Raw genomic sequence first — 24997 nt, forward strand, 5'->3', positions numbered from 1 at the left:
GCGCCGGCGAGGCGGCCAGCGCGGCGGGTCCCGGCCCGGCGAGCAGGACCGCGAGCAGCAGGACGGCGAGGCCGCCGGACAGGAACAAACGCCAAGCGCGTGCGAAAGGGGAAGCGGCGGGCGCTGCGGACCGGATCATCGGCAAATCACTCGGGTGGTCTCTGACAGGGCGGCGATAAGGGGTCGGCGGAGGAAGGCCGGCACCCTGGCGTGGAACTGTGGCTCCAATAAGCCAGGGCTCCAACGTGCCGGGCTCCGGGAAGTTAGTTCTCCCGCTTCCGCTTGCCAACCCGGCTGTCTGTTCCTTTTTTAAGCGGGACCCATGCCGGCCGAGCCGGAAGCGCTGCGTAAGGATGAGCCATGAGCGACACACCTCCCAAGCCGGACGGGCTGACCGGACTGGAACCGGACCCGCAGGTCGGACAGGACGGCGCCGTCCGCGACAAGCTGGTCGCCACCAAGGAGCAATGGGCGCGCGACGGCCGTGCGCTGACCGGCCATGCCGCCGACCCGGCGCGCGACCGGCTGCCGCCCGGCCAGCGACTGGTGACCGACTGGCCGGTGCTCGACCTCGGCATCACGCCGAAGGTGACGACCGCCAACTGGACGCTCGCCGTCGACGGGCTGGTGGAGAACCGGCTGTCCTGGAACTGGGCGGATTTCCAGGCCCAGCCGCAGGAGAGCTTCGTCTCCGACATCCATTGCGTCACCACCTGGTCGCGCTACGACAACCGGTGGGAGGGCGTCAGCGCCCGCCGCCTGCTGGAGCTGGCCCGACCGAAACCGGAGGCGCGTTTCGTCGTCTTCCATTCCTTCGACGGCTACACCACCAACGTCGCCCTGTCCGACTTCGACGACGACGGCGTGCTGCTCGCCACCAATTGGGAAGGCCAGCCGATCAGCCGCGAGCATGGCGGTCCGGTGCGCATCATCCTGCCCAAGCTGTATCTCTGGAAGAGCGCCAAGTGGGTGAAGCGGATCGAGCTGCTGGCCGGCGACCGCAAGGGCTATTGGGAGGTCCGCGGCTACAACAACCACGCCGACCCGTGGCTGGAGGAGCGCTATTCGGACTGACGGGAGCGAAGCCGCCAAGTCACTCGCCTGAACGCGAGGTACTGGAGACGCAGGCAACAATCGACACGGATTTCACGGATTTCGACACGGATTTCACGGAACCGCCCGCTTCAGCACGATCCGTCCCGGTCGCCATTCCTATGGATTGGCGTCCCGGATACGGCCTGATCCGTGCAATCCGTGTCGAAATCCGTGTAATCCGTGTTCTATGTTGCTTCCAACGGCGCGACGCCCGCCTTCAGGCGAGCGCCCCAGCGACGCCGCACTTTCACCAAAAGCCACTTTCCCCTTGCCGGCGAAACCGTTAAGGTGCGGCGCAAGTGGCCCCGTAGCTCATCAGGATAGAGCGCGAGTTTCCTAAACTTGAGGCAGCAGGTTCGAGTCCTGCCGGGGTCACCACCACCGTAAATTCCTGGTTCAGTGCGCGACGATGGCGCAGATCGCCGCCTTCGTCGCCTTGGCCAGATCGGCGGGCGCCAGCACGATCTGCAGGCCGCGCCGGCCGCCATTCACCACCATTTCCGGCAGCGCTTCGGCGCTCGCGTCGATGAAGGTCGGCAGCGCCTTCTTCTGGCCGAGCGGGCTGATGCCGCCGACCAGGAAACCGGTGGTCTTTTCCGCCAGCGCCGGGTCGGCGAGATCGGCCTTCTTCGCCCTGGCGGCCGCGGCGATGGCCTTCAAATCCAGCTTGGCCGCGACCGGGATGACGGCGCAGGCCAGCGCCTTGGGCTCCAGCTGGACGATCAGGGTCTTGTAGACGATGGCGGGATCGAGCCCGAGCGATTCGGCGGCATGCAGGCCGATGGCGTCGGCCGACGGATCGTAGTCGTATTCCATCAGCCGGAAGGCGATGCCCGCCGCCTTCGCCGCATTGACCGCCGGGGTCACCTTCGCCGCCATGCTCCACACCGCTCACTGGGAAATAGCGGCGGGAGCTTGGCAGGCAGCGCTTTGGGTGTAAAGACCTGTAGACCTCACTCCATCCCGCGCGAGGACGGGTTGCCGATCATCGTCAGGAATTCGCGGCGGGTCGACGGATCGGTGCGGAAGGCGCCCAGCATGCGGCTGGTCACCATGGTCACGCCGGTCTTGTGGATGCCGCGGGTCGTCATGCACTGGTGCTGCGCCTCGACCACCACGGCCACGCCCTCCGGCTGGAGGACCTCGTCGATGGTGTTGGCGATCTGCGCCGTCATCTTCTCCTGGATCTGCAGGCGCTTGCCATAGGCCTCGACCAGGCGGGCCAGCTTGGAGATGCCGACGACGCGGCGGCGCGGCAGGTAGGCGACATGCGCCTTGCCGATGATCGGCACCATGTGGTGCTCGCAGTAGGATTCCACCCGGATGTCGCGCAGCACGACCATCTCGTCGTAGCCGTCGGTCTCCTCGAAGGTGCGCGACAGGATCTCGACCGGGTCGATGCCGTAGCCGGCGAAGAATTCGTCATAGGAACGGACGACGCGGTCCGGCGTGCCGACGAGCCCTTCGCGCTCCGGGTCGTCGCCGGCCCAGCGGATCAGGGTGCGCACGGCTTCCTCCGCCTCGGCCCGGGACGGGCGGAGGACGGCGTCTGGCCGCGGCAGGCCGGGGCCGCGCAGCACGTTGTCGACGACCGGGGGCTTGGCGTGCGGGGGCTTGGTAGCCGTCACGGGAACATCCTTTCGATAACTGGGACGCCCTGCGCAAATCCGGCGGTCGCGAACCGGCGGCCATCACGCGATACGTCCATCCTGTCCAGCGTCATTACGGAGCCGAAGCCTCGGCGGATCAACGCAAACGGATCGGTCAGACGGCCCTCGCGATCGCAAGGCCCCCGTTTGCAGGAGCGGAACGGCGGCGCCCGCCCCGGTTTTCGTCGCTTGGCATCCTTATGGAAGCCCCTAGATAGGTCCGGTCCCATGGCCTTCAAGCGACGGACAAACTACGGTCAGCCATGCGGCTTGTCAAAGCCGCATGTTGAATCCTGGATTATCCACACAAATTTTATTGTGTTATTTGCCTGGCGGCGGTGCGCCGGATCAGTTCAGTTGCATCGGCTGGTGCGGGCTGTCGAGCGAGAAGGCCGGGATCGTCACGTCGAAGGCCTGCCCGTCTTCTCCCTCCATGCCGTAGGTACCGGCCATGATGCCGGACGGCGTGCCGAGCGGGGTGCCGCTGGTGTATTCGAAATGGTCGCCGGGCTCCAGCACCGGCTGCTCGCCGACGACGCCGGGTCCCCGCACCTCCTGCACGCGGCCCATGGCGTCGGTGATGCGCCAGTGGCGGGTGCGCAACTGCACCGTCTCGTTGCCCTCGTTCTCGATGCGGACGTGATAAGCCCAGACGAAGCGCCCTTCGGCCGGGGCCGATTGGTCCTCCAGGAACACGGGCTGGACGGTGACGCGAATGTCGTGGGTGACGGCGGTATACATGGCAGACGATCCGATATACGGCGCCGGCCAGGACGGGCCGGCGGCTGGGGAGTCCGGTTGGCCGGGCAGCGGTTCGGCGCAGGATAAAGTCGCCCTTTCCCACTGTCCAGAACCCGGCCTGACAATCCTGCGCCCTCCCCATCCCGGACCCGCACTGTGATGGATACAGTCATGCATCGTCGCCGGGTCTCCACGGTCTTGCGGGAGGGGGGTGACGATGATATATGCGCAAGTCCCAGCAACGGCCGAAGAGCCTTGTCCATGTCTCGTCCGCACGCCCTTCGCATCCGACGACGGAGCCTCGCACCGCGCATCGCGGTTGCGGCCGTCCTTGGGTCGCGTGCGGACGCCGAAGGCACAACGGGGACCTGACATCCCCGGCCTTCCGGCGGCGGCGCGATCCGCCCTTCAGAAGCCTTCTGAGAAGACCTTCTTCCCGCCGGGAGCCCCACGCATGATCATCACCGTCGAAGAGCCCAAGCACGCCGCTGCCATCGAAGCCCTGCTGGACGCCTCCTTCGGTCCCGACCGTTTCAACAAGACCGCCTACCGGCTGCGCGACGGCGTCGACTCCATCCCGGCGCTGAACCTCGTCGCCGTCGATCATGACGAGCATGGGCGCGAGGTGGTGGTGGGCACCATCCGCTACTGGCCGATCCAGGTCGGCGGGACCACCCAGTCGATCCTGCTCGGCCCCATCGCGGTCGCCGCCCACCTCCAGGGCAGCGGGCTGGGCAGCAAGCTGATCCGGATGAGCCTGAACAAGGCGGTGGCGCTGGGCCACCAGTCGGTGATCCTGGTCGGCGACGCCCCCTATTACGAGCGGTTCGGCTTCTCCCGCGCCCTGACGCTGGGCATGGAGATGCCGGGTCCGGTCGACATGAACCGGCTGCTCGGGCTGGAGTTGGTCGAGGGCGCGCTGGCCGGGGTCGGCGGCATGATTGGCAAGCCGGCGACGGCCGATGCGCTGGAAACCGAGACCGGCGCCACGCCGGTTTTGGGGCCGGTTTTGGGGCCGGTTTTGGGGCCGGTGCTGGCAGGAGACACCCCCGGCCCTTTCAGCGCCCTGTTCGGCCGGACGGCGGCGGAGCGACTGTGGACTGACCGGGTGCGCCGGACCGACTGGTTCTGGCGCGACGGCCTTCAGGCCGGGGCGGCATGAAACTTCCGGATTGCGGAAACGGCCGGTCTGCGAATAGGGGTGGGGCGAAGCGGGATTGACTCGATTCGCCCCACACGCGATACCATCTCATCAGGAGCGACGCCGGACCGACGGCGTGCCGCGCGCCACGCAGCATCGTGAGCGCGCTATTCGTTTTTGTTGCAAGCGGAAGGGTGCGGGTTGACCAAGAAGCTGTTCATCAAGACCTGGGGCTGCCAGATGAACGTGTACGACTCCGCCCGGATGGCGGACGTCCTGGCACCGCTGGGCTACCAACCGGTCGATGAGCCGGACGGCGCCGACATGGTGATCCTGAACACCTGCCACATCCGCGAGAAGGCCGCCGAGAAGGTCTTCTCCGAGCTGGGCCGGCTGCGCCAGATGAAGGACCGCAAGGCGGAGGCCGAGGACGGCCGGATGATCCTGGCGGTCGCCGGCTGCGTCGCCCAGGCCGAGGGCGAGGAGATCGTCGCCCGCGCCCCCTTCGTCGACATGGTCTTCGGCCCGCAGACCTATCACACCCTGCCGGAGATGGTGGCGAAGGCCAGCCGCGCCGCCGGCAGCGTGCTGAACACCGATTTCCCGGCCGAATCCAAGTTCGACCTCCTGCCGGAGGAAGCCGGCGCCCAAGGCGTCGCAGCCTTCCTGGCGGTGCAGGAGGGCTGCGACAAGTTCTGCACCTTCTGCGTGGTGCCCTACACCCGCGGCGCCGAGTTCTCCCGCCCCGCCGGCCAGGTCCTGGCCGAGGCGAAGCGGCTGGTCGCCGGCGGCACGCGCGAGATCACCCTGCTGGGCCAGAACGTCAACGCCTGGCACGGCGATGGGCCGGACGGCACCACTTGGGGCCTCGGCCGGCTGATCCGCGAACTGGCGGAGATCGACGGGCTGGCGCGCATCCGCTACACCACCTCGCACCCGCGCGACATGGCCGACGACCTGATCCGCGCCCATGCCGAGGTGCCGCAGCTGATGCCCTACCTGCATCTGCCGGTGCAGGCCGGGTCGGACCGCATCCTGGCGGCGATGAACCGCAAGCACAGCGCCGACGATTACCGCCGACTGGTCGACCGGCTGCGCACGGCCAAGCCCGACCTGGCGATGTCCGGCGACTTCATCGTCGGCTTCCCCGGCGAGAGCGACGCCGATTTCGCCCAGACGCTGAAGCTGGTCACCGACATCGGCTATGCCCAGGCCTATTCCTTCAAATACAGTTCGCGCCCCGGCACCCCGGCCTCGGCCGAGGGCGCCCAGCTGCCCGAAGAGGTGAAGGAGGCGCGGCTGGAGGCGCTGCGCCAGCTGCTGGACGCCCAGCAGATCGCCTTCAACCACGGCTTCGTCGGCCGCAGCGTGCCCGTCCTGTTCGACCGGGTCGGCCGCCGCGACGGCCAGTTGCTGGGCCGCAGCCCATGGATGCAGTCGGTCCATGCCGAGGCCGACGCCCGGCTGCTCGGCCGCATCGTCGAGGTGCGGGTCGACGCCGCGCGGGCCAACAGCCTCGCCGGCACGGTCGTCACCACCGAGACCACGACCAGCCGGATCATGGCCGGCGGACACATCGCCCCCTCTCCCTTCCAGCCTGCCGCAACCTTGGAGGCAAGCGCTTGAACGGTCTGCCCGAACGGCGCATCGACGTTCAATTCGATGACAACCGTCTTCTGCCGATGCTGTACGGGGAGCATGACCGCCACCTCGCCCGCATCGAATCCCTTCTGGGAGTGTCGCTGATCTCGCGCGGCAACACCCTGACCATTTCCGGCCCGTCCGATGCCGCCGAGACGGCGCGGACGGCGCTGAACGGCCTGTATGGCCGGCTGACCCGCGGCCAGACGATCGACGGCGGCGAGGTCGACGGCGCCGTCCGCATGGCGACCGCCGACGCCGGCTTCTCCGGCGTCACCAGCGGCGAGGAGCCACGCCCCGCCGCCCCGCAGGCGACCATCACCCGCGCCGAGATCGCGCTGCGCACCCGCCGGCGCGGCCCGATCACCCCGCGCACCCCCACCCAGGCCGCCTATCTCCAGGCCCTGGCGGAGAGCGAGTTGGTCTTCGGGCTCGGACCGGCCGGCACCGGCAAGACCTATCTGGCGGTGGCCCAGGCGGTGGCACTGCTGACCACCGGCCAAGTCGACCGCATCGTGCTGTCGCGCCCGGCGGTCGAGGCGGGCGAACGGCTGGGCTTCCTGCCCGGCGACCTGAAGGAGAAGGTCGATCCTTACCTGCGTCCGCTCTACGACGCGCTGCACGACATGCTGCCGGCCGAACAGGTGAAGAAGCGGCTGGAGTCCGGCGAGATCGAGATCGCGCCGCTGGCCTTCATGCGCGGCCGGACGCTGGGCAACGCCTTCGTCATCCTGGACGAGGCGCAGAACACCACGCCGATGCAGATGAAGATGTTCCTGACCCGGCTGGGCGAGGGCGGACGGATGGTCGTCACCGGCGACATCACGCAGATCGACCTGCCGTCCGGCACGCGGTCGGGCCTGCGCGACGCGCTGGACATCCTGCACGGGGTAGAGGGCGTGCGCTTCGTCCGCTTCACCGACGCCGACGTCGTCCGCCACCCGATGGTGGCGCGCATCATCCGCGCCTATGATCAGGCCGATGTCCGCGAGGCGGCGCGCAAGCAGGCCCGCCGTGCCGGTTTCAATAGCGAAAAGATCGGAGAAGGGTCCGAGATCGTTGGAGAACCGGAATGACCAGCGCGGTCGACGTCACTGTTTCACGTGAAGCCGGCGACTGGGCCGAGGATGCCGAGTGGCTGGCCGAGCGCGCCGCCCTCGCCACCCTGGGCGCCGCCTATGACGACGAGGAAGGCCCGGCCGAACTGTCGGTCGTGCTGGCCGACGACGCATTGGTCCAGCGGCTGAACCGCGAGTATCGCGGCAAGGACAAGCCGACCAACGTCCTGTCCTTCGCGCTGACCGAGGCGGAGGAGCCGGAAGCGCAGGACGGCATGCCGGTGATGCTCGGCGACGTCATCCTTGCCTACGAAACCGTCGCCCGCGAGGCCTCCGAACAGGGGAAAAGCCTCAAAGACCACACGACTCACCTTGTGATGCATGGTGTTCTGCATCTGCTGGGTTATGATCACGAGACGGACGACGAGGCCGAGGAGATGGAGGCGCTGGAAACCCGGCTGCTCGCCACGCTCGGCATCGCCGATCCCTATGCCGCCAACCACCAACCGCCGGACCGATGAGCGAAATATCCGACAGTCGCACGCCCCGTGATGACAACGGGGCCGAAGACCATTCCCTGGGCCACCTGTTCAAGGGGTGGCTCCGCACCGTCTGGGGCGGCCGCGAGGACACTTCCCTGCGCGGCACGATCGAAGAGCTGATCGCCGGCCTGGACGATGCCGCCAGCGAGGACGGCGAGGATTCGCTCGGCACCGGCGAGCGGGCGCTGCTGACCAACATCCTGAAGCTGCGCGACCGCACCGTCGCCGACGTCATGGTGCCGCGCGCCGACATCATCGCCGTCGACATCGACATCCCCTTCCCAGCATTGGTCCAGCGCGTCGCCGAGGAAGGCCATTCCCGTCTGCCGGTGTTCCGCGAGACCCTGGACGACGTGGTCGGCATCATCCACATCAAGGACGTGCTGACTCTGCTGGCGAAGCAGGCCGCCTCGTCCGAAGGCCTGCGCCAGAAGCCGGACCTCACCGGCATCATCCGCGAGGCGAAGATCGTCGCCCCCTCCATGCATGTGCTCGACCTGCTGGTGCAGATGCGCCAGACCCGCCAGCACATGGCGCTGGTGGTGGACGAGTTCGGCGGCATCGACGGCCTCGTCACCATCGAGGACCTGGTGGAGGAGATCGTCGGCGAGATCGAGGACGAGCATGACGAGGCGGCGGCCCCGCGGCTGTTCGAGCGTCCCGACGGCAGCCTGATCGCCGACGCCCGCCTGCCCATCGAGGATTTCGAGGACCGCGTCGGTCCCGTCCTGACCGAGGAGGAGCGCGAGGACATCGACACGCTGGGCGGTCTGGTCGTCTCCATCGCCGGCCGCGTGCCGGGGCTAGGCGAACGGCTGGTGCATCCCTCGGGCCTGGAGTTCGAGATCGTCGATGCCGACTCCCGCCGCCTGAAGCGCCTGCGCGTCCACAATGTTCCGGCCAACAGCGCGGAGCTGGCCGAGACGGCCTAGCGTCCCCGGTGTTTTCTCCAACCTGACCCTCTCCCGCCCGGCGGGGGAGGACAGGCGGAGGTCCAACGCCCCCTCTTCCACAACACTGCCCCGCCCATAAGGACCTTGGCGCCCCCGTCCGGCCGCATTACCTATGGCGCCGCCTGCCCCGCCGCTGCCGGAGTTTCCATTTTGACCGCCACCGACACCCTGCCCGTCCCGGCCCGGCTGGGCCGTGTCTCCGCGCGGCTGGCCGCGCTGACCGGCTGGCGCCGGGTGGCCGCCGCGATGCTGCTGGGCGGCCTCGCCACGCTGGCGCTGCCGCCGGCCGATGTGCTGCCGGTGCTGCTGGCGGCCTTTCCCGGCCTGATCTGGCTGCTGGACGGGGTGGAAACGAAGAAGGGCGCCTTCGCCGTCGGCTGGTTCTTCGGCTTCGCCCACCATGTGCTCGGGCTTTACTGGATCAGCGCCGCCCTGTTCACCGACATCGAGCGCTTCTGGTGGGCGTTGCCGCTGTCGGCCGTCGGCCTGCCGATCCTGCTGGCGATGTTCAGCGGCGGCGCCACCCTGACCTTCCAGCTGCTGCGCCGGCGCGGTCTCGGTGCCGGTCTGGCGCGCCCGCTGCTGTTCGCCGCCTGCTGGTGCCTGTGGGAGTGGCTGCGCGGCCACGTCCTCACCGGTTTTCCGTGGAACCTGATCGGCTATGGCTGGGTCGGGGTGCTGCCGGTGCTGCAGACCGTCTCGCTCTTCGGCATCTACGGCCTGACGCTGGTGACGGTGGTGGCCGCCGCCCTGCCCGCCGCGCTGCCCGACCAAGACACAACATCCGGACGCGCCCGGGCCGCCGTCGCCGCCGGGCTGGCGCTGCTGGCGGTGCTTGGCGGCTGGGGTGCCTGGAGGCTGGCCGGGGCGGTCGACGATCCGGTGCCGGGGATCCGCCTGCGGCTGGTCCAGGCGGCGATCGACCAGCGGCTGAAATGGGCACCGGCCGAACGGGTGCAGAATTTCCAGAGCCATCTCGCGCTGTCCGCCGCCCCACCCGCCGATCCGTCGACGTCACCGCCGAACGTCATCATCTGGCCGGAAACCGCCGTTCCCTTCTTCGTCGAGGAGGATGCGCGGGTCCGGCAGGCGATGGCCTCGGTCACCCCGCCGGGCGGGCTGCTGATCACCGGAGCGCCGCGCACGGTGATCGGCGCCGACGGCGAACGGCGCTATTTCAACGGCATGGTGGCGGTGGACGGCAGCGGCGCCGCGGTCGCCGACTATGACAAGTTCCACCTCGTCCCCTTCGGCGAGTACATGCCGCTGCGGCAATGGCTGCCGGTCGGCGCCATCGCCGGCAACGGTGCCGAGTTCTCCCCGGGACCGGGTCCGCGCACCCTGCATCTGTCGGACCATGTGTCCGGCCTGCCGTCCTTCAGCCCGCTGATCTGCTATGAAAGCATCTTCCCCGGTGCCGTGATCGACACCGCCGACCGTCCGCAATGGCTGTTGAACCTGACCAACGACGCCTGGTACGGCCGCACCGCCGGCCCGCACCAGCATTTCGCCATCAATCAGGTGCGCGCGGTGGAGGAGGGTCTGCCGCTGGTCCGGGTGGCGAATACGGGAATATCCGGGGTGGTGGACGCTTACGGTCGTGTGCGACACTTGCTCGGACTGGGTGAGCGAGGCTTCATCGATACCACGTTGCCGAAAGCGCCGGATGGCGTCACAGCCTATGCCCGCATGGGCGACTGGATTTTCGGCATATTGCTTCTTGGCTGCTTCTTGGCGGCCACGGCCTCGCGATATCGCCGGTGACGCAGCAATACGGGCAATCCGCTCGCCACATGCATAACAATTTCGTGTAACCGGCTTGACCGGAGCGGACTTGACTGCATACGTGGATATGTCGTAACTAGGTTGCACAACCGTTACAGGGATAAACGAGATGCAGACTGAAACTGGGGCGCCGCGCGGGCGCCGTGCGGGTGCGGGCCGTCCGAAGACCGGAAAGCCGAATCCCATCGACGTCCATGTCGGATCCCGCGTCCGTCTCCGCCGTACCCTTCTCGGCATGAGCCAGGAAAAGCTGGGCGAGGCGATCGGCCTGACCTTCCAGCAGGTGCAGAAGTACGAGCGCGGCGCCAACCGCATCGGCGCGTCGCGTCTGTTCGACCTCAGCCGCGTGCTGGACGTGCCGGTTTCCTTCTTCTTCGACGACATGCCGGCCGAAGCCGCCTCCGCCCGCGTCGAGGACGACGATGAGGCTGGTTCGTCCGAGGAGCGGGCGGTCAACACCTACGAGCCCGATCCGATGGCCAAGCGCGAGACGCTGGAACTGGTCCGCGCCTATTACAAGATCAGCGATCCGTCGGTGCGCAAGCGCCTGTTCGAGCTGACCAAGGCGGTGGCCAGCGCCGCCGTGGCGGACGCCGCCGGCTGATGGACCTGCGGCCATCGACGATGACCGCCGGCATCCGCGCCGACTGGCGCGGCGGTGGCATAGGACACCGAAGCTTCTGATCCCGACGGGTCGGGAGCGGAAGCCATCGCGACAGTTCCTGCCGTTTTGCCACACGGCATGCGATACCCACCGAATGGGGAAGGCGCGGCGCGACCGTGCCCACCCCTTCGTGTGGGGTCTGCGATGATAGGCCCAAGGCCTTACTGCCGGTAGTCTCCTTGACCGCGGACGGAAACCTTGTCAAAACCGGTTTTGGACCGGTGTCTGCGGCCGCTGTACCGGTCTGCCGTTTCGGCTCATGAAATAGCGTGCCGCCGAATGCCGAGGTTTCCCGTGGCAAAGCTGAACTACGTCTTCACCAGCGAATCCGTGTCGGAAGGTCATCCCGACAAGGTCTGCGACCGCATCTCCGACGCCATCGTCGATCTTTATCTTTCGCACGACCCGCAGGCCCGCGTGGCCGTCGAGACGCTGGCGACCACCAACCAGGTCGTCCTGGCCGGCGAAGTCCGCGGCCCCGACAGCATCAAGGCCGACCAGCTGGTCGCGGCCGCCCGCGCCGCGGTGAAGGACATCGGTTACGAGCAGGACGGTTTCCATTGGGAGAAGATGGACGTCAAGTGCTTCGTCCATTCCCAGTCCGCCGACATCGCCGTCGGCGTCGACGCCGTCGGCAACAAGGACGAGGGTGCCGGCGACCAGGGCATCATGTTCGGCTATGCCTGCCGCGAGACCCCGGCGCTGATGCCGGCGCCGATCTACTACAGCCACGCCATCCTGAAGTCGCTGGCCGAGGCGCGCCACTCCGGCGCCTCGCCGCAGCTGGGTCCGGACGCCAAGAGCCAGGTCACCCTGCAGTATGTCGACGGCCGCCCGACCCGCGCCACCGCCATCGTGCTGTCGACCCAGCATGCCGAGGGGCTGGACCAGGACGCCGTGCGCGAGATCGTCCTGCCGCACATCGTCAACTGCCTGCCGGAAGGCTGGATGTGCGACCCGAAGAACCTGTATGTCAACCCGACCGGCCGTTTCGTCATCGGCGGCCCGGACGGTGACGCCGGCCTGACCGGCCGCAAGATCATCGTCGACACCTACGGCGGTGCCGCCCCGCACGGCGGCGGCGCCTTCTCCGGCAAGGACCCGACGAAGGTCGACCGCTCGGCCGCCTACGCCGCCCGCTACCTCGCCAAGAACGTCGTCGCGGCGGAACTGGCGGAGAAGTGCACGATCCAGGTCTCCTACGCCATCGGCGTGTCGAAGCCGCTGTCGGTCTATGTCGACACCCATGGCACCGGCAATGTCGACGAGGACCGTCTGTCCGACATCCTCCAGCAGCTGGTGGATCTGTCCCCGCGCGGCATCCGCACGCATCTGGGCCTGAACAAGCCGATCTACGCCCGCACCGCCGCCTACGGCCATTTCGGCCGCGAGCCGGAGGTGGACGGCGGCTTCTCGTGGGAGAAGACCGATCTGGTCGAGGCCCTGCGCGGCGCCTTCTGATCGCCTATCCGGCGGATCAAGGGACCTCGGAAGGACGGCGGAGGCTGGAAACGGCCTCCGCCGTCCTTTTTGTGTAAGCCTGTTTTCCGCCGACACCGCTCTTCGAACCGCACCGACCGCCATGACTGACAGCAAAACCGCTCAACCGAACGACGAAGCCTCCCAGACCGAGACCGGAAACCGGCTGTTCGGCCGGCGCAAGGGGCGCCCCCTGCGCAAGCGCCGGACGAGCCTGATCGAGGATCTGCTGCCCCGCCTGGAAATCCCGGTGCCGAAGCCCGGCGACCGGCTGGATCCCGCCGGCCTGTTCGACGAGCCCAAACGGGAGGTCTGGCTGGAGATCGGGTTCGGCATGGGCCATCACCTCGCCTGGCAGGCCGGGCACAACCCGGATGTCGGCATCGTCGGCGCCGAACCCTTCCTCAACGGCATCGCCGGACTGCTGGGCATGGTCGAGGACGAGGCCCTGGGCAACGTCCGCGTCCTTCCCGACGACGCCCGGCCGCTGCTGGACGCCCTGCCCGACGCCTCGATCGGCCGCGCCTTCGTGCTGTTCGCCGACCCCTGGCCGAAGAAACGCCACGCCGACCGCCGCTTCATCGGGCCCGAGAACCTGCCGCGGCTGGCCCGCGTGCTGAAGGACGGGGCCGAGCTGCGTCTGGCCAGCGACGACATGGGCTTGGTGCGTTGGATGCTTGAACATACGGTCAAGCATCCCGATTTCGAATGGACGGCCCGCCGCCCCTCGGACTGGCGCGTCCGCCCCGACGACTGGCCGGCGACGCGCTACGAGGAGAAGGCGATCGCCGCCGGCCGCAAGCCGGTCTTCCTGCGCTTCGTCCGCCGCCCGCGGGGCTGACGCATACCCGTTCCGCTTGAGAATCCGGACCGCCACGACGATCGGGCCGGAAAAGGCTTGCGGCATCGGACGGAATGACTATATTCACCCTCTGAGAACCCATACGGATTGGCGGCCCGGGCAACCGGGCCGGCGAGACGCTTTGCGGGTGGGCTTTTGCCCACTTATTTTTTTATCAGCGTGTGGAACCACGCGCTTGTTGAACCTATTGTTGTGGAAAACCTCGTCCGGTTCGATCCCGGCCGCAGGCTTTGGGTCAGGTGGAATGGACGCTACAGGTCGCATCGAACAGATCATCACGCCGTCGGTCGAAGCCATGGGCTATGAAGTCGTGCGCGTTCAGATCTCAGGCGGCCAGCGGTCGATTCTCCAGATCATGGCGGAGCGCGCCGACGGCGCGCCCATGACTGTCGAGGATTGCGCCGACATCAGCCGCTCCGTCTCGGCCCTGCTGGACGTGGAAGACCCGATCCGCGAGGCCTACACGCTGGAAGTCAGTTCGCCCGGCATCGACCGGCCGCTGACCCGGCTCAAGGATTTCGAGCGCTTCGCCGGCTTCGAAGCCCGGCTGGAAAGCCGCATGGCCATCGACGGCCGCAAGCGTTTCAAGGGCATGCTGAAGGGCGTCGAGGACGGCCTCGTGTGCGTCGACACCGAACAGGGAGCCGCCCGGCTGGAGTTCGACAACATCCTGCGCGCCAAGCTGGTGCTGACGGACGAACTGATCCGCGCCAGCCAGGAGCAGCAGGACGGCCCGCAGAACTGACGGAACCGTCCGTAAGGACGAACCGCCGGGATGCTTGGCCCAGGTTGCCCGCACCGACCCCGCCGACCCGACCGGACATCACGCAAGACCGGCATCACACAAGACCGACCCAGGAAGTGTAACGGATGGAACTGCTGCAAGTCGCTGACGCGGTCGCCCGCGAAAAGAACATCGACCGGGACGAAGTCCTGGAGGCGATGGAGCAGGCGATTCAGAAGGCCGGCCGCTCCAAGTACGGACACGAGCACGATATCCGCGCGCGCATCGACCGCAAGACCGGCGACATCCATCTGACCCGCCACCTGGAGGTGGTCGAGACGGTGGAGAACGAGGCGACGCAGGTCACCCTGCCCTATGCCGTGCGCCGCAAGGCCGGCGCCAAGCTGGGCGATTTCCTGGTCGATCCACTGCCGCCCATCGATTTCGGTCGCATCGCCGCCCAGACCGCCAAGCAGGTCATCGTGCAGAAGGTGCGCGACGCCGAGCGCAAGCGCCAGTTCAACGAGTACAAGGACCGCAACGGCGAGATCGTCAACGGTCTGGTCAAGCGCGTCGAATACGGCAACGTCACCGTCGACCTGGGCCGCGCCGAAGCGATCCTGCGCCGCGACGAGCTGCTGCCGCGTGAGCATTTCAAGAACGGCGACCGCGTCCGCGCCTATATCTTCGACGTCCGCGAGGAGCCGCGCGGCCCGCAGATCTTCCTGTCGCGCACGCATCCGATGTTCATGGCGAAGCTGTTCGCCCAGGAAGTGCCGGAGATCTACGACGGCATCATCGAGATCAAGGCGGTCGCCCGCGATCCGGGCAGCCGCGCCAAGATCGCGGTGCTGAGCCACGACAGCTCGATCGACCCGGTCGGCGCCTGCGTCGGCATGCGCGGCAGCCGCGTCCAGGCGGTCGTCGGCGAGCTGCAGGGCGAGAAGATCGACATCATTCCGTGGAACGGCGAAGCGCCGACCTTCGTCGTCAATGCGCTCGCCCCCGCCGAAGTCGCCAAGGTCGTGCTCGACGACGACAACCACCGCATCGAGGTGGTGGTGCCCGACGACCAGCTGTCGCTGGCCATCGGCCGCCGCGGCCAGAACGTGCGCCTCGCCTCGATGCTGACCGGCTGGGACATCGACATCCTGACCGAACAGGAAGAGTCGGAGCGCCGGTCGGAGGAAATCCACAACCGGTCCGCCCTGTTCATGCAGGCGCTGGACGTCGACGACGTGATCGCCCATCTCCTTGTCGCCGAAGGCTTCACCTCGGTCGAGGAGATCGCCTACGTCGAGACCGACGAACTGGCCGAGATCGAGGGCTTCGACGAGTCCGTCGCCGACGAGCTGAAGCAGCGCGCCCTGGCCTTCCTGGAAGTCCAGGACGAGCAGGCGAACGAGCGCCGTCTCGAGCTGGGCGTCGAGGACATCGTCGCCGAGCTGACCGGCTTCAGCGCCACCCAGCTGGTGAAGCTGGGCGAGAACGGCGTGAAGACGCTGGACGACCTCGCCGATCTGGCCGGCGACGAGCTGGTCGAGATCCTGGGCAAGGACGGCGCCAAGGACGCTCCTTCGGAAGAGGAGGCGAACGCGATCATCATGGCCGCGCGCGCCCACTGGTTCGAGGGTGAGGAACAGGACGGCGCCGCCGCGGCTCCCGCCGGCGACGGCAAGGCCGAGGGCTCGACCGACGCCCAGGGCGCGCAGGCCTGACCGGCAGCAATGCCGGTTGGAACCGCGTCCGACAGGAACGATTATTCGGGACCGCGCGAGCGGATGACGATCGGATGACCGAACGGAACGACGAACGGACACCGACCGCCGCCGCGGATGCGGTGCCGGATCAGGAATTGGCACAGGACGATCGTGCCGGGACGGACCGCCTGCCGGCCGACGACGAGAAGGGGCCTCTGCGCCGCTGCATCGCGTCGGGTACGGTGGGACCGAAGGAGGGGATGATCCGTTTCGTGATCGGCCCCGACGCCGAGGTGGTTCCCGACCTGGAAGAACGTCTGCCCGGCCGCGGCCTTTGGGTCACGGCCGACCGGGATGCCCTGGCGAAGGCCATGGGTAAATCCGTTTTCGCCAAAGCGGCCCGCCGGGCGGTGAAAGTACCGCCCGATCTGGCCGAAAGGCTGGAACGGCTGCTGGAAAAGCGGTGTCTGCACGCGTTGGGCCTTGCCCGCCGTGCCGGCCACGTTCTGGCGGGATACGAGAAGGTGCGCGAGGCGTTGAAGGCCAACCAGGTCGGCCGTGCGGGTCCCCCGCCGTCCCTGCTGGTCGAAGCCGCTGACGGCTCGCTGGACCAGCGCGGCAAGGTGACGGCGCTCGCGCCGTCGCTGCCGGTGATCGATCTGTTCGTGTCCTCGGCCTTGGCCGCGGCGCTCGGACGTGATCACGCGGTGCACGCCGTGGTGGCGCGGGGCAGGCTGGCCGCAGGGCTGGCCCGCGATGCGGCACGCCTGAGGGGGCTGAAGGGTCCCCAGGGGCACCTGGACGTCAAGGGTCCTCCAGGGGACCGGGACGCGCGCCTTGATTCTGATAAGGGCTGGGGAGTCGGCGATTCGGCCGGCCGGCCTGCGATGTAACGTCTGACCATTCGGGAACCGATGACCGACAGCAACGACCAGGACCAGAAGAAAGTCTTGCACCTCAACTCCGGCACCGGCAAAGGAAAGCTGGAGTCGAAGAAGCCGGTCGAGACCCAGGTCCGGCAGAGCTTCTCCCATGGCCGGTCCAAACCGGTGACCGTAGAGGTCAAGCGCAAGCGTCATGTTGAAAAGGGCGCCGTCCCCGGCGTCGCCGACGGCGGTGCAGCCGCCCGTCAGGCTGCCCAGGGCCTCCCCATGCGCGGTGCGGCAGGCCAGCGGCCCCGCGGCGGCGGTGGCGGCGGTGCCCCCGCCGGGCGCCAGCTGACCCGCGAGGAGCTGGAATCCCGCCTGCGCGCGCTTCGCGGCGCCGCGGCGTTCGAGGAACAGCGCCGGATCGACGCCGAAGAGGAAGCGATCCGGGCCGAGGCCCGCGCCGAAGAGGCCGCCGCCCGTGCCGCCGAAGAGGCCGCCGCCGCTGCGGCCGCTCCCTCCGATGCCGCCGCTCCGGCCGCCTCCCCCTCCGCTTCCGACGCTCCGGCCCATGCCGAGCCGGAAATGCCGCCGGTCATCCTGGATGCCGACACCTTGCGCCAGCGCGAGCTGGACGAGATGCGCGCCATCCAGGAGGAGGATCGCAAGATCGCCGCCGAGGCCGAACGCCGCCGCAAGGAGGAAGAGGCCAAGCGCAAGGAAGCCGAGGAGGCCAAGCGCCGCGACGCCGAGCCGGCGCCCCGCCGTGACGGCGCCCGCGATGGCGGCCGCGACGGTGCGCCCCGTGACGGCGCCCGTCCGGCCGGTGCCCGCCCGGGTGCCGACCAGCGCCCCGGCGGTGCCGCCGCCCGTCCCGCCGCCGATGCCGCTCCCGGCCGCACCCCGCCGGGCGTCGGCGCCCCGCCGGCCCGCGCCGAGGAGGAGGAGGACAACCGCCGCAAGGGTGGTCGTGGCGGCGCCCCCGCCAAGGCCGCGCCGGCCCGTCCGGCCGCCAAGGCTCCCGTCGGCGCCGACCGCCGCAAGGGCACCAAGCTGACCGTCTCGCAGGCGCTCAGCGACGACGGCAGCGACCGCACCCGGTCGCTGGCCGCGGTGCGCCGTGCCCGCGAGCGTGAACGCCTGCGTCAGATGAGCCGCCAGGAGACCGCGAAGGTCACCCGCGACGTCGTGCTGCCGGAAGTCATCACGGTCCAGGAACTCGCCAACCGCATGGCCGAGCGCGGTGCGGACGTCATCAAGGCGCTGATGCGCATGGGCGTCATGGCGACGATCAACCAGACCATCGACGCCGACACCGCCGAGCTGCTGATCACCGAGTTCGGCCACCGCGTCCGCCGCGTGTCGGAGTCCGACGTCGAGATCGGCCTGCGTGCCACCGAGGAAGAGGGCGCCATCCTGGTGTCTCGTCCCCCGGTCGTCACCATCATGGGCCACGTCGACCACGGCAAGACCTCGCTGCTCGACGCGCTGCGCCAGACCGACGTGGTGTCGGGCGAGGCCGGCGGCATCACCCAGCACATCGGCGCCTATCAGGTGCAGCTGGAGTCGGGTGCGAAGATCACCTTCATCGACACGCCGGGTCACGCCGCCTTCACCGAGATGCGTGCCCGCGGCGCCAACGTCACCGACGTGGTCGTGCTGGTGGTCGCCGCCAACGACGGCGTCATGCCGCAGACGATCGAAGCCATCCGCCACGCCAAGGCGGCCAAGGTTCCGATCATCGTCGCCATCAACAAGTGCGACCTGCCCGATGCCAAGCCGGAGCGCGTCCGCCAGGAACTGCTCCAGCACGAGCTGGTGGTGGAAGAGATGGGCGGCGACGTTCTCGACGTCGAGGTGTCGGCCAAGGCCAAGCTCAACCTGAGCAAGCTGGAAGAGGCCATCCTCCTCCAGGCCGAAATCCTGGAGCTGCGGGCCAACCCCGAGCGCGCCGCCGAAGGCGTCGTCATCGAGGCGAAGCTGGAGCGTGGCCGCGGTTCGGTCGCCACCGTGCTGGTCCAGCGCGGCACGCTGAAGGTCGGCGACGTGTTCGTCACCGGCGCCGAATGGGGCCGCGTCCGCGCCCTGATCAACGACCGCGGCCAGACCGTCAACGAGGCGGCCCCGGCCGTGCCCGTGGAGGTTCTGGGCCTGAACGGCACGCCGATGGCCGGCGACGACTTCTCCGTCGTCGAGTCCGAGGCCCGTGCCCGCGAAATCGCCGAGTTCCGCCAGCGCAAGAAGCGCGAAGCGGCGGTGGCTGCGTCGGCCCGCGGTTCGCTGCAGGACATGTTCAGCCGCATCCAGGCCGGCGAGGCCAAGGAACTGCCGGTCGTCATCAAGGGCGACGTGCAGGGCTCGATCGAAGCCATCGCCAGCTCGCTGGAGAAGCTCACGGCCGAGAACACCGAGGTCAAGGTCCGCGTCCTGCACAACTCGGTCGGTGCGATCAACGAGTCCGACATCACGCTGGCCAATGCGTCCAACGCGATGATCATCGGCTTCAACGTCCGCGCCAACCCGCAGGCCCGCGACCTCGCCAAGCGCGACGGCGTGGAAATCCGCTACTACTCGATCATCTACAACGTGATCGACGACGTGAAGGCGGCGCTGACCGGTCTGTTGTCTCCGACGCTGCGGGAACGCTTCATCGGCTACGCGACCATCCGCGAGGTGTTCAACATCACGAAGGTCGGCAAGGTCGCCGGTTGTATGGTCACGCAAGGCACCGTCAAGCGCGGCGCCGGCGTCCGCCTGCTGCGCGACAACGTCGTCATTCACGAAGGCACGCTCAAGACGCTCAAGCGCTTCAAGGACGAAGTCAAGGACGTCCGCGAGGGTTACGAGTGCGGCATGGCCTTCGAGAACTACGACAACATCCTGGCCGGCGATCAGATCGAAGCCTTCGAGATCGAGGAAATCGCCCGCGAGCTGTAAGACCGGCGGTCCGCCCGGCTCCTTCCGGTATTTCACCGGGGAGGGCCGGGCGGTTCGTTTTCCGGACGAGGTGGTGAAGCCTACCTGGAGGTGACGCTATGGATTGCATTCCGCTGTCCGAAGCCGACGGGCACATGGCCGAACTGATCGACCGCGTGGAGAATGGCGAGGAGATCGTCATCCTTCGAGACGGGAAGCCGGCGGTGAAGCTGGTGCCTGTCGCCGAGAACGCGCAATCCGAAGGCGTTCCGGCCGGAAGGCCACCGATACGGTTCGGCTTCGCCAAGGGCCGGATCCGGATCGCGGATGATTTCGACGCTCCGCTGCCGGACGACCTGCTGAAGAGTTTCTACGGTCTCGCTCCGGATGAGGAGTGGCCGGACCAGTGGAAAGGAATGCCGGGGTGAAGCTGCTGCTCGACAGCCATGTGCTGCTGTGGCTGGCCGCCGACGACCCGAAGCTCGGTCCTACAGTCCGGATGGTGATCGCCGATGGCTCCAGCACGGTTCTGGCGAGCATCGCATCGCTCTGGGAACTCACCATCAAGGTTGGTCTCGGAAAGCTGACTTTGCCCGCCGGGTTCCATCGTCTTCTGGCCGAAAATGGACTGACGATCCTACCCATCGATGTCCGTCACATCGACAGGTTGGACCGCCTGCCCCGGCACCATGGCGATCCCTTCGACCGGATGCTGATCGCACAGGCTCAGGCGGACGGCTTAACGCTGGTGAGCGCCGACCGAACCATAAGACTTTACGACGTGCCCGTTCTCTGGTCCTGACCGCCGTCTGACCGCACGGGTAGCAGACATCGACGAAAGACACGTATCATGGCCAGCAAGAAGCGCGGCGCGTTCATCGCCGGCAAGCCCCCGTCCCAACGGCAACTGCGCGTCGGCGAGGAGGTTCGCCACGCCCTCGCCGACCTGTTCCGCCGCGGGGACTTCCACGACCCGGAGCTGGCCTCGCTGAACGTCACGGTCACCGAGGTGCGGATCAGCCCCGACCTGTCCAACGCCACCGTCTTCTATGCGACGCTGGGCGGCGAGCGGATGGAGGAGGCACAGGTCGCCCTGAAACGGGCCGCCGCCTTCCTGCGCGGACAGGTCGCCCGCATGGTCAACCTCCGCCATGCCCCGACGCTGAGCTTCGAGGGCGACACCTCCTTCGACTACGCCCACCGCATCGACAGCATCCTGCACAGCCCGGAGGTCGCCCGCGACCTGAGCGGCCATCCGCTGGGCCGCGTCAACGGCGACGACGACCATGACGATGATCATGATGGGGATGAGGACGATTCCTGGGACGAGGATGAGGACGGGGAGGACGAGGACCCCGACGCTGCGGAGGACGACCTCGAAGAGGACGACCGCGCCATGCTCGACGACGAGGATAAGAACGAGAACAAGGACGAGAGCCGGGGCGGCCGTCGTGGCTCGTAAGCGCAAGGGTACGCCGATCCATGGCTGGGTGGTGCTGGACAAGCCGGAAGGCATGACCTCCACCCAGGCGCTGTCGAAGGTGCGCCGCCTGCTGAACGCCGAGAAGGCGGGCCATGGCGGCACGCTGGACCCGCTGGCGACCGGCATCCTGCCGATCGCGCTGGGCGAGGCGACCAAGACCGTCTCCTATGCCATGGACGGCGCCAAGACCTACCGCTTCTCCATCCGCTGGGGCGAACGCACGACCACCGACGACCGCGAGGGCGCGGTGATCGACCGCTCCGACCACCGTCCATCGACCGACGAAATCCGCGCCGCCCTGCCCGCCTTCCTGGGCGAGATCCAGCAGGTGCCGCCGCAATTCTGCGCCATCAAGATCGACGGCGAGCGCGCCTACGACATCGCGCGCGAAGGCGACGCCGTCGATCTGGCCGCCCGCACCGTGCGCATCGACCGCTTCGAGCTGGTCGAGGAGCCCGACGCCGACCATGCGGTGTTCGAAGTCGATTGCGGCAAGGGCACCTATGTCCGCTCGCTGGCGCGCGACCTGTCGGAAGCGCTGGGCACGGTGGGCCATGTCGGCCTTCTGCGCCGTCTGCGCGTCGGCTCCTTCACCCTGGACCGCGCGATTTCCCTGGACGATCTGGCCGCCATGGAGCAAGGTGCGGCCGTCGAACGACTTCTGTTGCCGATCGAGACCGCGCTGGACGACATCCCGGCGCTGGCCCTGACGGAAGCGGAAGCGCACCGACTGAGGCACGGCCAGACGGTCGCTCTCCTCACCCGGCAGGATCGTGAACGGCTGATGGCGGTTCAGGGTGCTGACGGTGGGGATGGCACCGTCATTGCGCTTTTCGGCGGAACGCCGGTGGCGTTGGCCCGTGTCGAGGGGGCGGAGGTCCGTCCGGTGCGCGTGCTCAACCTCACGTGATTTAGGAGACCCCGATGTCGATTACGCCCGAGCGCAAGCAAGAGCTGATCAAGGAATATTCCCGCGGCACCAACGACACCGGTTCGCCCGAGGTCCAGGTGTCGATCCTGACGGAGCGCATCAGCAACCTGACGGATCACCTGAAGGGCCACAAGAAGGACTTCCACTCCCGCCGTGGTCTGCTGGTGATGGTCGGTCAGCGCCGCCGTCTGCTCGACTACCTGAAGAAGAAGGATCAGTCGCGCTACGCCACGCTGATCGAGCGTCTGGGCCTGCGCCGCTGATCGCAGCGCCGTCCCCCTGACGGGTTCGGGTTCCCCTGGCCGGCCACCGGCCGGGGGTTTCCGCGAAAGTCCGGCGGGACCATAGAGAGCCGATACCGAGATCTTCATTCACCTGTACCGTTCCGGAACACCTCATTGGTTATTGGCAATAGAAACTCGATCTTGAGCGTTTCGTGATGGACAGGCCGGCCCGTTTATTCGGGGACCGGCCTTTTTTGCATCCGCGACGCCTCCATCTTGATTGATTTGGTCCTGTTGTCGAACGCCGTATCTCCAGTTTTCTCGCGGGGTCCTACGACCGATGGCCCCGGCCTTGGGCGGCAATCCGGCCGTTTCAGGGTGTCGGATGGAAGGAAAGAATCCATGTTTACTGTTCATCGCAAGGAAATCGAGTGGGGCGGCCGCAAGCTGGTCCTGGAAACGGGCAAGATCGCCCGTCAGGCCAACGGCGCGGTGCTGGTCACCTATGGCGACACCACCGTCCTGTGCACCGCCGTCGCCGCCAAGGCGCCGAAGCCGGGCATCGATTTCTTCCCGCTGACCGTCAATTACCAGGAAAAGGCCTTCGCGGCCGGCAAGATTCCCGGCGGCTTCTTCAAGCGTGAAGGCCGTCCCACCGAAAAGGAAACGCTGGTCAGCCGCCTGATCGACCGTCCGATCCGTCCGTTGTTCGCCGACGGCTTCCGCAACGAGACGCAGGTCGTCTGCACCGTGCTGAGCCATGATCTGGAGAACGATCCGGACATCGTGGCGATGGTCGGCGCCTCGGCCGCCCTGACGATCTCCGGCATCCCGTTCCTCGGTCCGATCGCCGCCGCCCGCGTCGGCTACAAGAACGGCCAGTACGTTCTGAATCCGACCCGGGACGAGGTTGGCGACAGCGATCTGGATCTGGTCGTCGCCGGCACCGTCGAAGGCGTGCTGATGGTCGAATCGGAAGCCAAGGAGCTGACCGAGGAGGTCATGCTGGGCGCCGTCATGTTCGGCCACACCAATTTCCAGCCGGTGATCAACATGATCATCGACCTCGCCGAGGACGCGGCCAAGGAGCCGTGGGACCTGCCGGAGCCGGCCTATGACCGCAAGGCCCTGAAGGCCCGCCTGCGCGAGACCGTCGGCTCGGACGTCGAAGCCGCCTACACCGAGACGGTGAAGCAGAGCCGCTACGAGAAGGTCGGCGCCGCCAAGGCGAAGGCGCTCGAGACGCTGGCCGAGGAATTCGACAACCAGTCGATCGGCTTCGAGTTCAAGGAGCTGGAGGCCGACATCCTGCGCGGCGCCGTGCTCAAGACCGGCCGCCGCATCGACGGCCGCGACACCAAGACCGTGCGCCCGATCGTGTCGGAAGTCGGCATCCTGCCGCGCGCCCACGGCTCGGCCCTGTTCACCCGCGGCGAGACCCAGGCGCTGGTGGTCACCACGCTGGGCACCAGCCAGGACGAGCAGATCATCGACGCGCTCGAGGGCGAGTACCGCGAGCACTTCATGCTGCACTACAACTTCCCCCCGTATTCGGTGGGTGAAGCCGGCCGCATGGGCAGCCCGGGCCGCCGCGAGATCGGCCACGGCAAGCTGGCATGGCGCGCCATCCACCCGCTGCTGCCGAAGAAGGAAGACTTCCCCTACACGCTGCGCGTCGTGTCGGAAGTCACCGAGTCCAACGGCTCCTCCTCGATGGCCACCGTCTGCGGCACCTCGCTGTCGCTGATGGACGCCGGCGCGCCGCTGATCCGTCCGGTCGCCGGCATCGCCATGGGCCTGATCAAGGAAGACCACGGCTTTGCCGTCCTGTCGGACATCCTGGGTGACGAAGACCACCTCGGCGACATGGACTTCAAGGTCGCCGGCACCGAGGTCGGCGTCACCGCGCTGCAGATGGACATCAAGATCACCTCGATCACCGAGGAGATCATGAAGATCGCGCTGGGCCAGGCCAAGGACGGCCGCCTGCACATCCTGGGCGAGATGTCGAAGGCGCTGACCGGCGCCCGCGAAGGCGTCAACGAGAACGCCCCGCGCATCACCGTGATCAACATCCCGAAGGAGAAGATCCGCGACGTGATCGGCTCCGGCGGCAAGGTGATCCGCGAGATCGTCGAGCAGACCGGCGCCAAGATCGACATCGACGACGACGGCACCGTCAAGGTCTCGGCCGTCGACCAGAAGAAGTCGGACGCCGCCATCGAGTGGATCAAGGGCATCGTCGCCGAGCCGGAGATGAACGTCGTCTACACCGGCAAGGTGGTGAAGGTCGTCGATTTCGGCGCCTTCGTGAACTTCCTGGGCTCGCGCGACGGCCTCGTCCACATCTCCGAGCTGGCGCAGCAGCGCGTCGGCAAGGTGTCGGACGTCGTGTCGCAGGGTGACTCGGTGAAGGTCAAGGTCATCGGCTTCGACGACCGCGGCAAGGTCAAGCTGTCGATGAAGCAGGTCGACCAGGCCACCGGCGAAGACCTGACCAAGAAGGCGGAGTGATCCGCCGGACTTGACGGCGGGGCGGGCTG

23 protein-coding genes and 1 tRNA gene are annotated in these 24997 nt (G+C 67.8%); 21 read left to right on the forward strand and 3 right to left on the reverse strand.

The genetic code is table 11. From position 1 onward, the window contains the following. Nucleotides 1-360: 360 nt before the first annotated feature. Together JHL17_RS15175 and JHL17_RS15180 are read left to right on the forward strand one after the other, a co-directional pair. Complete coding sequence (locus JHL17_RS15175) at nt 361-1074, forward strand: sulfite oxidase-like oxidoreductase (protein WP_200194360.1); 714 nt, start codon at nt 361-363, stop codon at nt 1072-1074. A 322-nt stretch (nt 1075-1396) separates the two neighbouring features. After that, nucleotides 1397-1473: transfer RNA gene (locus JHL17_RS15180), tRNA-Arg, on the forward strand. Between the two features lie 18 nt (nt 1474-1491). Here JHL17_RS15180 and ybaK read toward each other — a convergent pair. The 3 genes from ybaK to apaG form a co-directional block, all read right to left on the reverse strand. Then, nucleotides 1492-1974 (reverse strand): Cys-tRNA(Pro) deacylase, encoded by a 483-nt coding sequence (gene ybaK / locus JHL17_RS15185; protein ID WP_200194361.1) that lies wholly within the window; start codon nt 1972-1974, stop codon nt 1492-1494. Between the two features lie 74 nt (nt 1975-2048). Then, nucleotides 2049-2675: a GTP cyclohydrolase I FolE gene (folE, locus tag JHL17_RS15190; RefSeq protein WP_200194414.1), complete on the reverse strand. Its 627-nt coding sequence runs from the start codon at nt 2673-2675 to the stop codon at nt 2049-2051. A 417-nt stretch (nt 2676-3092) separates the two neighbouring features. Beyond that, nucleotides 3093-3485 (reverse strand): Co2+/Mg2+ efflux protein ApaG, encoded by a 393-nt coding sequence (gene apaG / locus JHL17_RS15195; protein WP_200194362.1) that lies wholly within the window; start codon nt 3483-3485, stop codon nt 3093-3095. 454 nt (nt 3486-3939) lie between these two features. Between apaG and JHL17_RS37615 the strand changes: the two genes are divergently transcribed. From JHL17_RS37615 to pnp, 19 genes are all read left to right on the forward strand, one after another. Next, a complete protein-coding gene (locus JHL17_RS37615) occupies nt 3940-4647 on the forward strand; it encodes a GNAT family N-acetyltransferase (protein ID WP_200194364.1) in 708 nt (235 codons plus the stop codon). A 180-nt stretch (nt 4648-4827) separates the two neighbouring features. Then, nucleotides 4828-6252: a tRNA (N6-isopentenyl adenosine(37)-C2)-methylthiotransferase MiaB gene (miaB, locus tag JHL17_RS15205; protein ID WP_200194365.1), complete on the forward strand. Its 1425-nt coding sequence runs from the start codon at nt 4828-4830 to the stop codon at nt 6250-6252. Further along, nucleotides 6249-7343, forward strand: a complete 1095-nt coding sequence (locus JHL17_RS15210; protein ID WP_200194366.1) for a PhoH family protein — start codon at nt 6249-6251, stop codon at nt 7341-7343. The genes miaB and JHL17_RS15210 overlap by 4 nt, the downstream gene beginning before the upstream one ends. After that, on the forward strand, nt 7340-7846 hold the full coding sequence (gene ybeY, locus JHL17_RS15215; protein WP_200194367.1) for an rRNA maturation RNase YbeY: 507 nt from the start codon (nt 7340-7342) through the stop codon (nt 7844-7846). Before JHL17_RS15210 ends, ybeY begins: the two co-directional genes overlap by 4 nt. Next, entirely contained in the window at nt 7843-8799 is a 957-nt protein-coding gene (locus JHL17_RS15220) for a hemolysin family protein (RefSeq protein WP_200194368.1), read from the forward strand. The genes ybeY and JHL17_RS15220 overlap by 4 nt, the downstream gene beginning before the upstream one ends. Before the next feature lie 171 nt (nt 8800-8970). Beyond that, a complete protein-coding gene (lnt, locus tag JHL17_RS15225) occupies nt 8971-10584 on the forward strand; it encodes an apolipoprotein N-acyltransferase (RefSeq protein WP_200194369.1) in 1614 nt (537 codons plus the stop codon). Nucleotides 10585-10714: 130 nt separating this feature from the next. Then, entirely contained in the window at nt 10715-11209 is a 495-nt protein-coding gene (locus JHL17_RS15230) for a helix-turn-helix domain-containing protein (protein ID WP_200194371.1), read from the forward strand. A gap of 339 nt (nt 11210-11548) precedes the next feature. Beyond that, complete coding sequence (metK, locus tag JHL17_RS15235; protein WP_211113427.1) at nt 11549-12730, forward strand: methionine adenosyltransferase; 1182 nt, start codon at nt 11549-11551, stop codon at nt 12728-12730. A gap of 121 nt (nt 12731-12851) precedes the next feature. Further along, nucleotides 12852-13589: a tRNA (guanine(46)-N(7))-methyltransferase TrmB gene (gene trmB / locus JHL17_RS15240; protein ID WP_200194373.1), complete on the forward strand. Its 738-nt coding sequence runs from the start codon at nt 12852-12854 to the stop codon at nt 13587-13589. Nucleotides 13590-13854: 265 nt separating this feature from the next. After that, a complete protein-coding gene (gene rimP, locus JHL17_RS15245) occupies nt 13855-14355 on the forward strand; it encodes a ribosome maturation factor RimP (RefSeq protein ID WP_200194374.1) in 501 nt (166 codons plus the stop codon). 125 nt (nt 14356-14480) lie between these two features. After that, nucleotides 14481-16052, forward strand: a complete 1572-nt coding sequence (nusA, locus tag JHL17_RS15250) for a transcription termination factor NusA (protein WP_200194375.1) — start codon at nt 14481-14483, stop codon at nt 16050-16052. A 74-nt stretch (nt 16053-16126) separates the two neighbouring features. Beyond that, entirely contained in the window at nt 16127-16927 is an 801-nt protein-coding gene (locus JHL17_RS15255; protein ID WP_200194376.1) for an RNA-binding protein, read from the forward strand. Nucleotides 16928-16948: 21 nt separating this feature from the next. Beyond that, on the forward strand, nt 16949-19837 hold the full coding sequence (gene infB, locus JHL17_RS15260) for a translation initiation factor IF-2 (protein WP_200194378.1): 2889 nt from the start codon (nt 16949-16951) through the stop codon (nt 19835-19837). Between the two features lie 98 nt (nt 19838-19935). Beyond that, complete coding sequence (locus JHL17_RS15265) at nt 19936-20244, forward strand: type II toxin-antitoxin system Phd/YefM family antitoxin (RefSeq protein WP_200194379.1); 309 nt, start codon at nt 19936-19938, stop codon at nt 20242-20244. Next, entirely contained in the window at nt 20241-20618 is a 378-nt protein-coding gene (locus JHL17_RS15270; protein WP_200194380.1) for a PIN domain-containing protein, read from the forward strand. The genes JHL17_RS15265 and JHL17_RS15270 overlap by 4 nt, the downstream gene beginning before the upstream one ends. A 48-nt stretch (nt 20619-20666) precedes the next feature. Continuing rightward, a complete protein-coding gene (gene rbfA / locus JHL17_RS15275) occupies nt 20667-21278 on the forward strand; it encodes a 30S ribosome-binding factor RbfA (protein ID WP_200194381.1) in 612 nt (203 codons plus the stop codon). After that, on the forward strand, nt 21268-22209 hold the full coding sequence (gene truB / locus JHL17_RS15280) for a tRNA pseudouridine(55) synthase TruB (protein WP_200194383.1): 942 nt from the start codon (nt 21268-21270) through the stop codon (nt 22207-22209). Before rbfA ends, truB begins: the two co-directional genes overlap by 11 nt. A 14-nt stretch (nt 22210-22223) precedes the next feature. Beyond that, nucleotides 22224-22493, forward strand: a complete 270-nt coding sequence (gene rpsO / locus JHL17_RS15285; protein ID WP_200194384.1) for a 30S ribosomal protein S15 — start codon at nt 22224-22226, stop codon at nt 22491-22493. 363 nt (nt 22494-22856) lie between these two features. Then, nucleotides 22857-24968, forward strand: coding sequence for a polyribonucleotide nucleotidyltransferase (gene pnp, locus JHL17_RS15290; RefSeq protein WP_200194385.1), 2112 nt, complete (start codon nt 22857-22859; stop codon nt 24966-24968). Nucleotides 24969-24997 lie beyond the last annotated feature (29 nt).

Source organism: Azospirillum endophyticum (assembly GCF_016595245.1).
Taxonomy (GTDB): Bacteria; Pseudomonadota; Alphaproteobacteria; order Azospirillales; family Azospirillaceae; genus Azospirillum; species Azospirillum endophyticum.

Excerpts from the sequence above, each read along its gene's own strand:
- rbfA (WP_200194381.1), top strand. The coding sequence starts at position 20,667 with ATGGCCAGCAAGAAGCGCGGCGCGTTCATCGCCGGCAAGCCCCCGTCC.
- JHL17_RS15265 (WP_200194379.1), top strand. The coding sequence starts at position 19,936 with ATGGATTGCATTCCGCTGTCCGAAGCCGACGGGCACATGGCCGAACTG.
- JHL17_RS15255 (WP_200194376.1), top strand. The coding sequence starts at position 16,127 with ATGACCGAACGGAACGACGAACGGACACCGACCGCCGCCGCGGATGCG.
- rpsO (WP_200194384.1), top strand. The coding sequence starts at position 22,224 with ATGTCGATTACGCCCGAGCGCAAGCAAGAGCTGATCAAGGAATATTCC.
- apaG (WP_200194362.1), bottom strand. The coding sequence starts at position 3,485 with ATGTATACCGCCGTCACCCACGACATTCGCGTCACCGTCCAGCCCGTG.
- trmB (WP_200194373.1), top strand. The coding sequence starts at position 12,852 with ATGACTGACAGCAAAACCGCTCAACCGAACGACGAAGCCTCCCAGACC.
- rimP (WP_200194374.1), top strand. The coding sequence starts at position 13,855 with ATGGACGCTACAGGTCGCATCGAACAGATCATCACGCCGTCGGTCGAA.
- JHL17_RS15230 (WP_200194371.1), top strand. The coding sequence starts at position 10,715 with ATGCAGACTGAAACTGGGGCGCCGCGCGGGCGCCGTGCGGGTGCGGGC.
- ybaK (WP_200194361.1), bottom strand. The coding sequence starts at position 1,974 with ATGGCGGCGAAGGTGACCCCGGCGGTCAATGCGGCGAAGGCGGCGGGC.
- pnp (WP_200194385.1), top strand. The coding sequence starts at position 22,857 with ATGTTTACTGTTCATCGCAAGGAAATCGAGTGGGGCGGCCGCAAGCTG.
- infB (WP_200194378.1), top strand. The coding sequence starts at position 16,949 with ATGACCGACAGCAACGACCAGGACCAGAAGAAAGTCTTGCACCTCAAC.
- JHL17_RS15220 (WP_200194368.1), top strand. The coding sequence starts at position 7,843 with ATGAGCGAAATATCCGACAGTCGCACGCCCCGTGATGACAACGGGGCC.
- metK (WP_211113427.1), top strand. The coding sequence starts at position 11,549 with ATGCCGAGGTTTCCCGTGGCAAAGCTGAACTACGTCTTCACCAGCGAA.
- JHL17_RS15175 (WP_200194360.1), top strand. The coding sequence starts at position 361 with ATGAGCGACACACCTCCCAAGCCGGACGGGCTGACCGGACTGGAACCG.
- ybeY (WP_200194367.1), top strand. The coding sequence starts at position 7,340 with ATGACCAGCGCGGTCGACGTCACTGTTTCACGTGAAGCCGGCGACTGG.
- nusA (WP_200194375.1), top strand. The coding sequence starts at position 14,481 with ATGGAACTGCTGCAAGTCGCTGACGCGGTCGCCCGCGAAAAGAACATC.
- JHL17_RS37615 (WP_200194364.1), top strand. The coding sequence starts at position 3,940 with ATGATCATCACCGTCGAAGAGCCCAAGCACGCCGCTGCCATCGAAGCC.